The following is a 14,287-nucleotide window of genomic DNA, read 5'->3' as shown; positions in this document are numbered from 1 at the left end:
TCAAAAAGCGGCTTGTCTTTTGAGCGTCTTTGAATGAGTTTGCAAAAATATCGCTGCGGCAACCTACGTGGTTAGCCTTGCTCATTTTTGCTTCACAACATTCAAATCCATCTCAAAACAAGCGTAGCGTTTTTGTGAAGCAAAATGTTTCTATAAAATACTTCGCCTTATCGTTTTACGCTCAAATTTGAAGCTAAATTTGTAAATTTGACGCACCGAAACCCTCATCTTGAAAACGTAAATTTGAATACGCAGCAAGAAAGCGCTAAATTTAACCTGCGCGTAGCGGAACAACTTCTCACGTGCAGTGGGGTTAGAGAAGGCTTCTGCATCGCTACGCTAGCAGCTGCAAGCAGACGGGAGAGGGTCTGCTTTTGGCAGTTGCGAGGCAAAGCCGAAGCAAAGAAGGCGACGCTCTACTTCGCTTCGCTTGTAGGTGCAAGTAGACCGTAAGCAGAACCTCTTCCTCTCTCAAAGAAAAAGAAAAAGCTTATAGCACCGCCAAGACTCGGGTCTCGGCGAGTAAAATTTATAAATTTAATCCCAAATTTACTGCTCGCCAAAATCCTTGCCAAAATCATCTATCTGGTTTAAATCCATCGGTTTTAGCTGATTTTTATTTCCTCTTAGTATATCCTCGACCTGCTCTTTTTGCGATCTTTTTGAGCCTGTAGTTTTGACGTTTTTTAGCGCTTCAAGTAGCTCTTCGATATTTGGTTCGCGCACGGTTTTTAGCGAGATGATGAGCACCTCGTCGATATCTATGGAGTGTTTTTTAGCGGTGTATTTAACAAGAGTTTCTTTAAATTTTTCCTTACCCAGCGAGGTTAGCAGATCCTCGACATAAAAGCTGCCTATAACGACGTTTAGCGCGTCAAGCACGTATGCTTCGTTATCCGCGACGTCGCGCCCCTCTAGACGCAGGCTCACGCTTACTTTTTTGATCGAGCTTTTGGCGTCTCTGGAGTACAGATCGGTTTCAAAGTTGTCGATATTTAACGTCTCGGCAAAGGCCATAACCGCGGCAAAAGCCAGCGCAAAAATCTTTTTCATACGTCTTCCTTAATGTTTTCAAATTTGTTTTCAAGATAGAATTTCTCGACCTCTTCGTCTATTTTAACGACGCTTTGCAAATACTCTCTAAACGGCCGACTTTTGCCGTAAAATATCCTAAGCTTTTTTGGATCGATCGCCCGCGATAGCGCGACGTAGAGCTGCCCGTTGGCAAAGATATGATTTAGGTCGCACACTAAATTTTCGATACTCATGCCTTGGGATTTGTGGATCGTGATCGCGTAGGCTAGCTTTAGCGGAAACTGAGTCAATGACGCCCTCGCGCGCTCCTGCAAATGCTCGCCCTCCATCACAAACTCGCTCATATCAAATCTCGCTCGCTCCACCTCGACGATCTCGCCGCCGTCAGCTTTTTGCACGATGACGCTTTTTATCTCGCCGTTTTCTTTTAAAATTTGCATTATCTGCCCGCGCTCGCCGTTATAGTACTCGCCCCATTTATTTACGGTAAATATAACTTTCGCACCGATTTTTATGTTTAAAATTTCAGGCGCGTAAAGGTTTGCGATCCAGCGATCCAGCGCGTTTTCGTTTAAATTTTCATCATAAATTTCAACTAGCGCCTCGGCTCTTTCAAGCGGCGCTGGCAGTTTAGAGAGCATCTTGTTATTTAGCTCGTCCGCTTCGTAATTTCGCCCAAAAAGCACGCTCGTATCGTCATCTACCTGCACCCTTGGCACGCGTAAATTTTCGATATAGCTAAACACCTCTTCGCTAAGTCGCCCGACGCGAAGCATGGACAAGATATCGTAAAATTTCTTATCCTTCGTACGTTTTGATACGACTAGCTCAATATTTTTAAACTCAAATTCATGCCACGAGCTAGAATTAAAAGCATAAAGAAATTTAAACAGCAAGTTGCCGTCATCGCCGTTTTTTCGTACGGGCGGTAGCTGGTAAAAGTCGCCCACGAGCATCACACGCCCGACGAATCGCGAGCTCATCAAGCGGTAATAAATCATATCCATCAGCCCCGCACTGATCATCGAGATCTCGTCTATCACGATGAGATCGCAGACGTCGAGCATCTTTTTTAGTTCGCCGAGCTTTCCGCGCTGTTTGCGGTCGTAGCCACGCAGCTCCTCGAGGTTTGAGCAAATGCCGAATTTAAAAAAACTATGTACGCTCACTCCGCCGACGTTTACCGCTGCGATGCCGGTGCTGCCCAGCACCACGACGTTTTTTAGCTCGCTTTTATAGTGCTTGATGACCGCTTGCGTGAGGTGGCTTTTGCCCACGCCGCCGCGTCCGGTGAGAAAAACGTTTGATTTTTTTAAGATGTCTAGCAGCTGGTTTAACACAAATTTCCCTAATTTTTTGTAAAATTATAGCTTATTTTTAAGGAGTGAGATTGAAAATTAATAAATTTATGCTTTCTACGGCAGTAGCGTTAGTAATGCTAGGCGGTTGCGCATCGTCAAAAGATGCCACTAGTGCGGTAAATTTACCCGATCAAGGCGCCAATACAGCGTCGGCATACGATATGCCCGAGGAGAGCGCGGGCGAAAATTTAGGCCACATCAGCTATCTAAAATTTGACGTCGATCAAAATGTAAATGCGCTACCGATACTGCCTTTTGAGGCTCAAAGTAGCGGCCAGACACTGCTACAAAAACGCTTTAACTCGCTTGATCTAAGAGCGCCTTCAACCACCGCAAAAGATGCGTTTTGGGCTCTGGACTACTATAAAAATACGGCAAAAAGGCAGTATTATTTCTCAAATATGCGTAAAATCCCGAACGAATGGTTTGAAAAGGTGCGTAAAAACGCTAGCGTAGAGAGCTTCGGTAAAGTCTCTCTACCTGCGATAACGACGGCAAATACTAGCCTGCGAAATGTACCGACCGACGAGGCCATACTCTATAATCCGGCACGTGCCGGCGAGGGACTACCGTTTGATTACGCCCAACTATCTTTCGTCTCTATCGGCTATCCGCTTTACGTTTCGCACTTTTCGGCCGACGGCGCTTGGGCGTTTGTCGGTAGCGACGCCGCATGGGCCTGGGTAAAATCGACCGAGATCAAAATTTTAAGCGCAGAGGCAGTGCAGGAGCTAAAAAACTCTAAATTTTTAAGCGTTATCAAAGATGAAGAGCCCGTTTACGACAAAAACGGCAACTTTTTATTTTACGGGCGTATAGGCGCGATTTTGCCGTTTCAAAGCGAGGATCAGTTTAAATTTTACGGCAAAATCCAGACCCAAAGCGGGCTAAGAAACTACGAGATCTCAAAACAAAGCGCAAGCCGCTTTCCGCTTAAATTTAGCGACGAAAACGTAAGAACGCTGGCATCATCGTTGCTCGGGCAAAGCTACGGCTGGGGCGGGTTTGGCGGCAAGCGCGACTGCTCGCTGTTTTTGCAGGATTTTCTCGGTAGCTTTGGCGTGTGGCTGCCGCGAAACTCAAAGGCGCAAGGCCAAATCGGCAAGGTCGTAAGCCTGGCAAATTTAAGCGCGGAAGAAAAACTACGCGTCATAAAAACGCAAGCAGTGCCGTATAGAACGCTATTTCACATGAACGGGCATATCATGCTTTATGCGGGTATGCGCGGCGACGAACCGCTCGCCGTGCACGATGTCTGGGGTATCCGCACGAAAGATAACGGCAGAGCCATGATCGGCGGCATAGCGATCACGACGCTAAAAATCGGCTCGGACGTCTCAGACATCGATCCAAAACGTTTGCTGGTTTCGCGGATAAACTCCATGAATACCTTTGAAGTGGCTAGCGGCGAGGAGGCGTCGCGCGCGAAAAAATCGGCGATCGAAAAAGCTTATGGCGTGAAAATCGTCGGCAACGAGGTGATTTTCGCTGACGGCAGCAAAATTAAATTTGACGACGGCGAGACAAAAGATACCGCCCGCCTGCTAAACCTTGCCGACGTCGAGGATACTTTTGCGCAGCCTTATCCATTATTTAAGCCTCTAGAACTACCTAGCAATGACGCGGGTAGATACCGAAACTACGAGCTTTTGGATAAAATTTACGGTGCGAACGAAGCGGAAGTGAAGGCAAATTTAACCGACGTCGTTTGGCTAAAAAATCACGGCAGCAAAACGCTTAAATTTAACTCTAAAAACGGCGCGGCAACCGCCCTGCAAGCCGTCTCAAACGAGCTTAATGCGCTGGCCCTGCAAAAACCCGAGCTACTAAAATTTCTTGATAACCCGTCTGGCACGTTTAACTGGCGTGCAATCGAGGGCACAAAGCGAAAGAGCGCGCACTCATACGGCATCGCGATCGACATAAATACCGACAAAAGCGACTACTGGCGCTGGAGCAAGGACGGCCGCTACCGCAATCAAATCCCAGAGGAGATCGTGCGCGTATTTGAAAAGCACGGCTTCATCTGGGGTGGGCGCTGGGTGAGCTTTGACACGATGCACTTTGAGTATAGGCCGGAGTTTTGGCATTTGAGATAAATTTGACGGCGGTTTTAACGATAAATTTGGGTGAAATTTGGCTCAAATTTATCGTTATGTTTTGGCTGGTAGCGAGGCGTCGCAGACCGTAAATTTAAGATACAATCAAGAAGGCGCGAATAAATTTTGCTTTGCCGCTTTTTGGCGTAAAATTTAAGGCAGACGACACGAAAAATCTATCGCCTCTGTGGCAAATTTGAGCTAAACCGGACTTAGATTTGCCGCCAAATTCGGCTAAATTTTTAGTAAAAGGTGGATTAAATTCGGCGGTTTGATTTCGGCGAGCGTTGCATTTCCGCATTTCCATGTTTTTTTTGATATTTGGCGAAAATTTGCAAGCGATTGCGAGAGGCTCGCTACCCTTTTGCGGTTTGTTAAATTTGCTGGGCGGTTAAATTTGACGCCGAAGCGACACGGTCTTGTTTTAGCCTACGTTTTATAATTTTGTAGTTCGTAAATTTTGCGCAAGCGGGACGGGCGAGGATAAAATTTAACCCGTCGTTTTTTAAACTTAGGGCGGCGATTTGCCGTTTTGCCGTCGTCGATATTTTTACCGTTTTTACAAATTTTACGCCGCTCGCAAATTTGCTTCCATTCTTATCGTTTGTTTTACGGCTACGTTTTGCTTGCCAAATTTGGCTACAATTTGATTATACCAAGCCTAAAGGCTCCGAAAATCTTACCGAAAAATTTAGATAAAATTTCAAGCGGCAAATTTTCCAAAGTCATGCTAGAAATTTGATACGCACAAATTTATAACAACTTTTGCGCCGCTAGCTAGCAGAATTTTACTAACAAACTAAAGATGTTAAATTTTACCGCCTTATATTACCGCAATCTCGATACTTTTACTTATAAATGCCTCTTGTAGCTCACTCTCAAACATCCGCTTGATCTCGCTTCCAAGTACGTAGTTACCCTTTCGCTCGAGACGGCAGATCACGTTGCCTTCTTCGCCTGCGCTTAGGCAGACGCAGTTAAAATAGCTCTTGTCCGAAGCATTGTCCGAGATAAGGTAAACAAGCCCGTTTTCGGGGATAAAATTTCCCTCCTCTAGCCCGCACGGCGTCGGCATTATCCTAATCGCCGCCCCGGCGTAAAATTTCGCTCCGTCCGCTATGTCTTTAACATTTATCCACTCGGCCATTTTCTGCTTCTTTTTCTAAATTTAGCTCTAAAAGCGCACTCTCGCCAACTACCCGAATGCCAAGTTTTTTTAGCACCGCTGCGGTTATCCCGTCGCCACTAACGATCCGCCCAGTAAAGCTTCCGTCATAAATTTCGCCGCTTCCGCAGCTTGGGCTTCGCTCTTTTAAAACCGCGATTTTACAGCAGTTGTCGCGAGCGACATCGGCGCAAATTTGTGCTCCCAAGAGAAACTCCCGCGTCACGTCGCGACCGCTAAATTTAGTAAGCACCCGTCCGTTGGCGCAAATTTCGGCAGGCTCACGCGGGGTCGTTAGTCCGCCCATGCACTCCGGACAAACGGCGATGAGCTCGTAAATTTGCCTAAGTTTATCGAGCTCGTCCACAGGGATAGCGTCTGTATTATTACCGCCGTTATACTTGCAGTTTTTGCCGAGCAAACAGGCGCTGATTAAGATTTTGGGTTTATTTTTCATCATTAGTTCCGAAATTTGATGGTCTGCAGGCGTTATTTTGGCTCAAATTTACTAACGCTTCGGCTAGTAATTTAAATGAATTAGTCGAATTTACCGTCAAATTTGACTAATTTGAGCCGGCTCACGCAAAAAATATAAAGCCGACTCAAAACGCCGAATTATCCTAAAGCCCGGCCTCCTTTTTGATCTTATCTATATACATCTGCCTTAGCATCGGCACGTATTTGCCGACTTTGCCGCCGTTTATCGGCTTGCCGTCGGCCTTGACGACGGGCAGTAGCGGCAGCGTCGCAGCCGAGATAAACACCTCGTCAGCTTCGTAAACGTCCTGCATCGTAAACGGTCGCTGCCTGATCTCAAGCCCCGCCTTTTCGGCAAAACCTAGGATCACCTTTCGGCGGATGCCCGGCAAAATCTCGTTTGAGAGCGGTTTGGTTATCAGGACGTTATCTTTTATAATAAAAGCAGACGAGCTAGTCGCCTCGGTAACAAAGCCGTTTTCGACCATGAACCCCTCGTAGGCGCCGGCTTTTACGGCTTGTTCTTTGGCGTAGCACTGCGCCAAAAGCGAGATGGACTTGATGTCGCGGCGCTTCCAGCGGATATCCTCGACGCTAACGACCTCGATACCGGTCGCGGCGTCAGGGTTTGCGACGATATCTTTTTCGTAGCAAAAGACGAAACAAGTCGGCTTTAAGCCTTTTATAAATTTAAAATCCCTATCGGCGACGCCGCGGGTGATCTGCATATAAACACCGCCTTCTTTTAGGTTGTTTCGCCAGACTACTTCCTCTAAAACTCCCCCAAAATCGCTCTTTGAAAGCGGCAAGCTTAGCTCGATCGCAGCTAGACTTCTCTCAAATCTCTCCCAAAAATCCTCTCTATCCACGAGCCGCCCGTTTAGCACCGGCACGACCTCGTATATGCCGTCGCCAAAGATAAATCCGCGGTCAAATGCGCTAACTTTAGCCGCCGCCGCGTCTATAAATTCGCCGTTTAGATATACTATTCCGTTCATTTTTTCTCCTTAAAATTTAAGTAATTTTAGCTCAAATACTCTTAAAAAAGCGTTGCCTTAAGTCCAAATTTTAGCTTGGATTACGAAGTTTTTGATATAATTGAGGCTAAATTTAAGGATAATCAAAAAGATGAAAAATAACGCGTTAAAAAATTTAATCCTAGAAAATATCTTCGTTATCTCAAAGCAACCCGTGCTGTTTCGCGATCTACTCGAGGCAAACTGCCTTTTTAACGAAGGCATGTTGGTTGATCCTGCCAAGCTAAATTTTAAATTTCGCTATGCAAGAACTTACCTTGTTTACGGGCTTTTATGCTTCGTCGTGTTTTTTGTTTTGCTGATTTTGACGCACCGTCTTTTTACCAAACTTGACTTTCACCTCTCGATCGTTAGCGCGGTGGTGGGTACTTCGGCCGTTTTTATCGGCTTTGATATGTTTAAAATTTGGGCGAGAAAAGCCGTTAGCAAAGAGCTTATAAAAAAGGCTTGGAGCGTGCATTTTCCGTATTTTAGCTACGAAAAATACTCCACGAAAGTCGAGATGATCTACAACGAAGCGGTAAAAAACGAAATCCCGCGCAAAGACTTGGAGCAGTACGTCCTAGAGCGCCTAGTAGCGCAGTCTGAGGCTGGGATTTAGTTATTGCAAAATAAGCGGATCTAAAATTTGATTTTTGTATTTCATTCTCTCGAGTTTTAGGCGAAGCTCTCTGTTTTCTTCGAGCAAGACGTCGCGTTTGCCGCTTAGATCGCCGATTTCGCGGCTGATGTAATAAATTTGATTTGTGATGTAAATTTTAGGCAAAAACAAAGCAAGCGCGATAAAAAGCCCGAGATACGCCGTCGCTAGCGTTTTGTAGTCTAAATTTCGTTCCTTTTTTTGCTCACCGCCGCTAAACTCTAAAACCTCGTTTTTATCTTGCATTTTTACCTCTTGAAATTTTAAAAATCCTCATTTTCGCGCAGCTTGAGCGCGGATTTGCCTTGACTTCGGTAGCGCTTGGCGTTATTGCCTTTTTACTGACTATTTTACCTAGCGCATTATCCCCTCCGCACGTGCACCTAAGGGCCTGCGGCGGACAAATGCAGCTTTGCGCCCACTGCCTAAATTTATTTTTTACGATACGATCTTCTAGCGAATGAAAGCTGATTATCGCCACGATACACTCGTCGATCTGCGAATCCTCAATGCTTTGTAGCAAATTTTGCAGTTCACCTAGCTCGTTGTTGACTTCTATTCTGATCGCTTGAAAAGCTAACGTCGCCGCGCTAACGCTGCGCCCGTTTACGCCCTTTAGCCCGATTATTTGCGCGAGACGTTCGGCGCTTTTTATCTCGCCGCTTTGCCTGGCTTCTATGATTTTGGCGGCAAATTTGGCAGGACTAGGTAGCTCGCCGTAATTGGCAAAGATACGCTCCAGCTCTTTTGCGCTATAAAAATTTACAATGTCGTAAGCTGAAAATTTAGCCTGCGCATCCATCCGCATATCTAAATTTTCGCTCTTTAGTCCAAAGCCGCGCTCGTTTTTATCGAGCTGCAACGACGAAACGCCGATGTCGGCTAGGATACCGCGGATTTGAGATTGTTCTACTTTGCCCAAAATTTCTGAAAATTTGCTCTTAAAAATTTGCGCTCTTTGGCCAAATTTTTTAAGTCTTTCGGAGCTAAATTTGATTGCTTCTTCATCTTGATCGCAGGCTATCAAATTTACGTTTTGATTTTGCTCTAAAATCGCGCTAGAATGCCCGCCGTATCCGAGCGTACAATCGACAATCACGCCGCTTTTTATATCCTCAAAAGCTTGCAAAACTTCATTAAGTAGCACGGGAACGTGTGGGGAGTTCAAATTTAGCCTTTATTTTTTGTGTATAATAACAAAAAAAGTTTATAAAAGGTTAAAATGGACTTAAAATACTGCGCAAGCGAGATCAGCAACATCGCTCTTTCGATGTTTAGAAAAAACTTTTTCGGCGTCTTTCACGGCTCTATTTCAGCTAGAATTCAGCACGACTCTTTTTTGATAAATAAAAGAACGACGATTTTCGACAATCTTAAAGAAGAAGATCTCATAATGCTAAACTCAAAAAGGGATTATCGCTGGAACGATGCGAGCATAGACGCGGACATCCACCTAAATATATACAAAAATATAAACGAAGCCAAATATATCTGTTATGCCATGCCACCTTATCTAACAGCTTATACTTTGGGGCATTCTTTTATCCGTCCGAGGGATTATTTTGGTTATATCAAACACCACGAGATCCCGATCTATGATCCAAAACAGTTTGACGATTGGTATGAGCGCGCGGATACGGAAATTTATCGCTATATGTTAGAGAATAAAACTAACATAATGGTCATCAAAGGATACGGAGTATACGTGCATAGCAGGACCTCGTATCAGCTGGCAAAAGACGTCGCAATCCTTGAAAATACGTGCAAATTGCTAAGCGTAGCTCGCCTTTACGAATCTGAACAAAACTAACGTCTTTAAAAATGTTAATTTTTTTGAAATTTTATCGATAAAAAGCGCGTTTTTAAGGTGATATTTACGATATTTCAGTAAAATAATGCATAAAATTTTTATAAATTTGAAGGAATTAGATGATAACTTGGATGCAAAAGCATAGAAAATACCTCGTCGTAACGATCTGGGTAAGCACGATAGCATTCGTCGGAGCAGGCTTCGTCGGATGGGGAGCTTATGATCTAAACGCAAGCAGAGCTACCTCGGTGGCTAAGGTCGGTCACAGAAATATAAGCATCCAAGAATTTCAAAACAGATACGGTCAGCTTCATGCGTACTATAGCCAGCTTTTTGACGGACAGCTAAGCGATGAAAAGGCAAGCGAGCTAGGCATTGAAAATTTAGCTTTAGAGGCGTTAGTAAACGATGCTATGCTTTTAAATTTCGCAGATGACTTGGGGCTTGGCGTAAATGACGAAGATATAGTCAAATACATTATTGCAGACCAAAATTTCCACTCAAACGGCAAATTTGATAAAGAGCTTTACAAAAATACTTTAAAAAGAGCTAGAACTACCGAAAGCGAATACGAAGAAAGCCTAAAAAACGTAATACTTTTAGATAAGCTAAGACATGCTCTAAATTTACCCGCAAATGCTCAAGATATAGATATGCTAACGGCTAGCTTTTTGATGCAGGATAAAATCTCCATTAAGGTCGTAGAGGCTAACGCAGACGAAATAAAAATAGATGAAGATGCGCTAAAAAAACTCTGGGAAGAGCATAAGAACGAATATAAAACCATGACCGAATTTAAGCTTGATACCAAATTTATCCCAGCTATATCAAGCGATGCAAATACTAACGAGCTAACAGAATTTTACAACGAAAACAAAAACGAATATAAAGGTAGCGACGATAAGATAAAAGAATTTGAAGCTGTTAAAGATGAAGTACTAAAAGACTACAATCTCAAACAAACTAAAAAAGTCGCCCTTGAAGAGTATCTAAAAATCAAGAAAGACGAGAAGCAAGCAGATGTCTCGGTATCTACATTTGAAGATAATGCGAGCTTGCCGATGGATGAGCTAAAACTAGCAAAAAAGGGCGATACCCTAAAGCCGTTTGAATACGAAGACGGCTATATGATAGTGAAGGTAAAAGAGATCGTAGCGCCTAGAGTAATGAGTTTTGACGAGGCGAAAGAGCAAATTTTAGAACTTTACAAAGAGCAAAAAACGAAAGAAATCTTAGAAGCAAAAGCAAAAGAGTTGCTTGAAAAAGGATTTCAAGGTACCGATATAGGATTTGTTAGTAGAGATACCGTGAAGGCCGAAGGTGGGTTAAGCGAGGGTGAGTTTAATATCTTCGTCAATCGCCTTTTTGAAAAAGGCGGCAAAAAAGGCTATGTTGTACTCGGCGATAAAGCCGTAGTTTACGAGATAACGGAACAAAAACTAACAAATAGCGAAAAAGAGAAAGAGTATAAAGAGATAATAACGCAAAATGTAGGCTTCTTGAAAAATAACGAGCTCATTAGGGATTTAACAGCCATGTTGTCCAAGCGTTACCAAGTAACAAATTATTATACAAAAAAATAAGAAGGCATCTGTTTTGAGTACTAAAATTTTAGGTATTGACGTAGGCTCTGTTCAAATTTGCGCTGTTATAGGCCAGCACGATGAAACAGGACTTAAAATAATCGGAATAGGAACTGCAAAAACTCAGGGTATAAAAAAGGGCGTAATAACAAATATCGAGCTCGCATCAAAATCAATAAAAAGCGCTTTAATAGACGCTCAAAGAGTTGCGGGCACAAGATACGAAAAAGTAGTGGTTTCAATCTCGGGAGCCTATACAAAAAGCGTTGACAGTAACGGTGTGGTAAATGTTCCCACGTATGAAATAGGCATAAAAGAGATACAACGCTCGATGTCCGAGTCTGAGCGAAGGGCACAAATCCACAGCGACTACGAAAAACTACACATACTTCCTTATAATTTCAAAGTAGACGACCAGGAGCATATAGAGGATCCTTTGGGTATGAACGGTAGCAGGCTCGAGGTGCAAACGCATATCATAATGGCGCAAAAATCATCTCTTAGTAACCTAAGAAAAGCGTTAAATTTAGCAGGAGTCGAGCCTGATAATATCGTACTTTCCAGCTACGCTTCGGCTATCGCGACGCTAAATCAAGATGAAAAAGATTTGGGTGTAGCATTTATAGATATGGGCGGTGCAACTTGCAATATGATAATTCACTCTGGAAATTCGATAAGATATAACGAATTTTTAGGCATAGGTTCGTCAAATATAACCAATGATCTATCAGCAGCGCTTCATACGCCTATTTTAAAAGCAGAAGATATAAAATTAAATTACGGAATTTTGCTAAATAATGCCAACGAACTAGTTGAGATCCCGCCTATTAACGAAGATGGCAAGGTGCAGGAAGTATCTCTTGACGTTATTTCAAACGTCATATATGCAAGAGCCGAAGAGACACTAATGATACTTGCAAAAATGCTCGAAGATAGCGGATACAAAAACTCAATAGCCGCAGGCGTAGTTCTTACCGGCGGCATGACTAAGCTTGAAGGCATCAGAGAGCTTGCTATAGCAGTATTTGACAATATGCCGGTGCGAATAGCAAGACCGAAGGAAATGGAAGGGCTATATGAAATTTTAAGAGATCCGGCAAATTCTTGTGCGATCGGACTTTGTATGTACGGTGCAGGCTACTTTACACCTTATGAAATCGACTCTGAAAAGAAAATGCGATATAAAGACGAGATTGTAGTAAAAAATAAGATTTTAAAAGATATAGTCTACGACAATGGAGTAAAAATCGAAGATAAAAAAAATATCGAAGAAGTCGATAATAAAATCTTTAGAGGAAGCACTCTAGACGATAACTATATAGATGATTTAAGAATCGATGATGACAGAACTTTACAAGACGAACTAAATGAAGATTTAAACAAAAAAGAAAAAAAACCAAATATTTTTTCTGTGATTTGGAATAAAATAACACAACTATTTTAAAAGGAGATTGGATCAACTATGGGTAACTTTATGGTAGAAGAGAAAAAGCCTTCATACGGCGCAAAGATAAAAGTAGTAGGCGTAGGCGGTGGTGGTGGAAATATGATAAATCATATTATTAGAGAAAAAGGCGATGAAATGGATATCGATCTAATAGTCGCCAATACCGATGTAAAGGCACTTGATAGCTCTTTGGCCTTTACAAAACTTCAACTCGGCGAAAAGATTACAAAAGGTCTTGGTGCTGGTATGAATCCTGACGTAGGAACCAAAGCCGCTCAAGAAAGTTACGAAGAGATCAAATCTACACTTGAGTACTCAGATATCGTATTTATAGCATCAGGTTTAGGAGGCGGTACAGGTACCGGTGCAGCTCCGGTAGTAGCGCAGGCAGCTAAAGAGATCGGCGCTCTAACAATCTCAGTAGTTACTATGCCGTTTGAATTTGAAGGTAAAAAGCGCTATAACCTGGCTTTAAAAGGACTAAATGAACTAAAAAAAGAGTCTGATTCTATAGTGGTAATCCCAAACCAAAGACTAAAATCCCTTATAGACAAAAAAGCCGGTATAAAAGAAAGTTTTAAAATAGTTGATAACGTTTTAGCTCGAGCCGTCAGCGGTATGTGTACCATAGTTCTTGATTCGGGAAATAGCGACATAAACTCCGACTTTGCCGACGTCAAAAAAGTCATGGAACACCGCGGTATGGCGCTACTTGGCATAGGCGAATCAGAAGGTGAAGGCGCAGCCCAGGAAGCAATAAAAAATGCAATACAATCTCCACTACTAAGCGACATTACCATAAATGGTGCGGTCGGCGTTCTGGTACACTTCAAATATCACCCAGACTCTCCTTTCAGCGATATAGAGGAAGCTATGAACCTAGTGCAAAAAGCCGTAGACGATGAAGCCGATATCATATTCGGTACGACAAGCGACGAGAGTTTTGAAAATAACAAAATTCAAGTTACTATAATAGCCACCGGCTTTAGAGACAAAGAGGAAGAAAGGCCTACACCCGTAGCCTCTACGCCCGACGCTGCATTTAAAAAGTCAAGAAATCCGATTTTAGATGAAAGAATCAGCAGACTAAAGGTTAGCGGCGGATACAATAGCGAAGAAGCAACTAATATGCTAGAAACGCCATCGTATATCAGAAACCAAATGGATTAATGAATAAGGATTGGTCTTCCAATCCTTTAAAAATTTAAAACACAATAATTAGGTGGTAAGTTAAATTTTATATTATTCTAAATTTGGCTAAAAATTAAGTTGCAAGTAATAAATTGATTTTTTAACAAATTATACTATATTTCTTTAGTCACAATATATTCAGGATATTCTTATTTTACAATAAAATTATTACACTAAAAATAATTTCAAAAACATAGTTTTTAGATTTTACACTACCCCAAAAACACTATAATATAACGCCAAAAGCAAACCCAACCTAGCGAGTGCGATCTATCGCGTATGCCAAACGTGCCCGGCAGCCTCGCTTAGGTATCGCCGCAAACGGATGAGTGCGATGCATCACTATCTAACATAAATTTAAATAAAGCATGCAATGCGGCAAGCGTCGTTAAATTTGACGTAGACGAATCCGACTCCAATAAATCACAAAAAACCCCGAACG

At 42.8% G+C, this 14,287-nt stretch carries 13 protein-coding genes; 6 read left to right on the top strand and 7 right to left on the bottom strand.

Annotated elements, in window-relative coordinates; all coding sequences use genetic code 11:
* Window positions 1-549: 549 nt before the first annotated feature.
* Both Q0394_RS07890 and Q0394_RS07885 read right to left on the bottom strand, forming a co-directional pair.
* A complete protein-coding gene (locus tag Q0394_RS07890) occupies window positions 550-1,053 on the bottom strand; it encodes a hypothetical protein (RefSeq protein ID WP_295142358.1) in 504 nt (167 codons plus the stop codon).
* A complete protein-coding gene (locus Q0394_RS07885) occupies window positions 1,050-2,375 on the bottom strand; it encodes an AAA family ATPase (RefSeq protein WP_298946611.1) in 1,326 nt (441 codons plus the stop codon). Before Q0394_RS07885 ends, Q0394_RS07890 begins: the two co-directional genes overlap by 4 nt.
* A gap of 50 nt (window positions 2,376-2,425) precedes the next feature.
* Here Q0394_RS07885 and Q0394_RS07880 point away from each other — a divergent pair, with 50 nt between their 5' ends.
* Window positions 2,426-4,495, top strand: coding sequence for a M15 family metallopeptidase (locus Q0394_RS07880; protein ID WP_298946609.1), 2,070 nt, complete (start codon window positions 2,426-2,428; stop codon window positions 4,493-4,495).
* An 823-nt stretch (window positions 4,496-5,318) separates the two neighbouring features.
* Here the strand turns inward: Q0394_RS07880 and Q0394_RS07875 are convergent.
* From Q0394_RS07875 to Q0394_RS07865, 3 genes are all read right to left on the bottom strand, one after another.
* On the bottom strand, window positions 5,319-5,642 hold the full coding sequence (locus Q0394_RS07875; RefSeq protein ID WP_298946607.1) for a hypothetical protein: 324 nt from the start codon (window positions 5,640-5,642) through the stop codon (window positions 5,319-5,321).
* Window positions 5,620-6,117: a DUF523 domain-containing protein gene (locus Q0394_RS07870; protein ID WP_298946605.1), complete on the bottom strand. Its 498-nt coding sequence runs from the start codon at window positions 6,115-6,117 to the stop codon at window positions 5,620-5,622. The genes Q0394_RS07875 and Q0394_RS07870 overlap by 23 nt, the downstream gene beginning before the upstream one ends.
* A 163-nt stretch (window positions 6,118-6,280) precedes the next feature.
* Window positions 6,281-7,135, bottom strand: coding sequence for a D-amino-acid transaminase (locus tag Q0394_RS07865; protein WP_298946604.1), 855 nt, complete (start codon window positions 7,133-7,135; stop codon window positions 6,281-6,283).
* Between the two features lie 130 nt (window positions 7,136-7,265).
* On the opposite strand from Q0394_RS07865, the gene Q0394_RS07860 reads away from it, so the two are divergent.
* Window positions 7,266-7,775: a hypothetical protein gene (locus Q0394_RS07860; RefSeq protein ID WP_298946599.1), complete on the top strand. Its 510-nt coding sequence runs from the start codon at window positions 7,266-7,268 to the stop codon at window positions 7,773-7,775.
* Here Q0394_RS07860 and Q0394_RS07855 read toward each other — a convergent pair whose 3' ends face one another.
* Entirely contained in the window at window positions 7,776-8,060 is a 285-nt protein-coding gene (locus Q0394_RS07855; protein WP_122863615.1) for a hypothetical protein, read from the bottom strand.
* The gene (gene rsmH, locus Q0394_RS07850) at window positions 8,050-8,982 is read right to left on the bottom strand and encodes a 16S rRNA (cytosine(1402)-N(4))-methyltransferase RsmH (protein WP_298946597.1); all 933 of its coding nucleotides are present in this window, start codon (window positions 8,980-8,982) and stop codon (window positions 8,050-8,052) included. Before rsmH ends, Q0394_RS07855 begins: the two co-directional genes overlap by 11 nt.
* A gap of 54 nt (window positions 8,983-9,036) precedes the next feature.
* Between rsmH and Q0394_RS07845 the strand changes: the two genes are divergently transcribed.
* The 4 genes from Q0394_RS07845 (at window position 9,037) to ftsZ (ending at window position 13,824) form a co-directional block, all read left to right on the top strand.
* Window positions 9,037-9,624 (top strand): class II aldolase and adducin N-terminal domain-containing protein, encoded by a 588-nt coding sequence (locus tag Q0394_RS07845; RefSeq protein WP_298946595.1) that lies wholly within the window; start codon window positions 9,037-9,039, stop codon window positions 9,622-9,624.
* Between the two features lie 119 nt (window positions 9,625-9,743).
* Window positions 9,744-11,207 (top strand): peptidylprolyl isomerase, encoded by a 1,464-nt coding sequence (locus tag Q0394_RS07840; RefSeq protein WP_298946593.1) that lies wholly within the window; start codon window positions 9,744-9,746, stop codon window positions 11,205-11,207.
* A gap of 13 nt (window positions 11,208-11,220) precedes the next feature.
* Window positions 11,221-12,651: a cell division protein FtsA gene (gene ftsA / locus Q0394_RS07835; RefSeq protein ID WP_002948629.1), complete on the top strand. Its 1,431-nt coding sequence runs from the start codon at window positions 11,221-11,223 to the stop codon at window positions 12,649-12,651.
* Window positions 12,652-12,669: 18 nt separating this feature from the next.
* Window positions 12,670-13,824, top strand: a complete 1,155-nt coding sequence (ftsZ, locus tag Q0394_RS07830; protein WP_298946591.1) for a cell division protein FtsZ — start codon at window positions 12,670-12,672, stop codon at window positions 13,822-13,824.
* Window positions 13,825-14,287 lie beyond the last annotated feature (463 nt).

The sequence above is a fragment of the uncultured Campylobacter sp. genome, from assembly GCF_938039205.1.
Lineage (GTDB): Bacteria > Campylobacterota > Campylobacteria > Campylobacterales > Campylobacteraceae > Campylobacter_A.
This window is presented reverse-complemented; position numbering and strand designations above follow the sequence as displayed.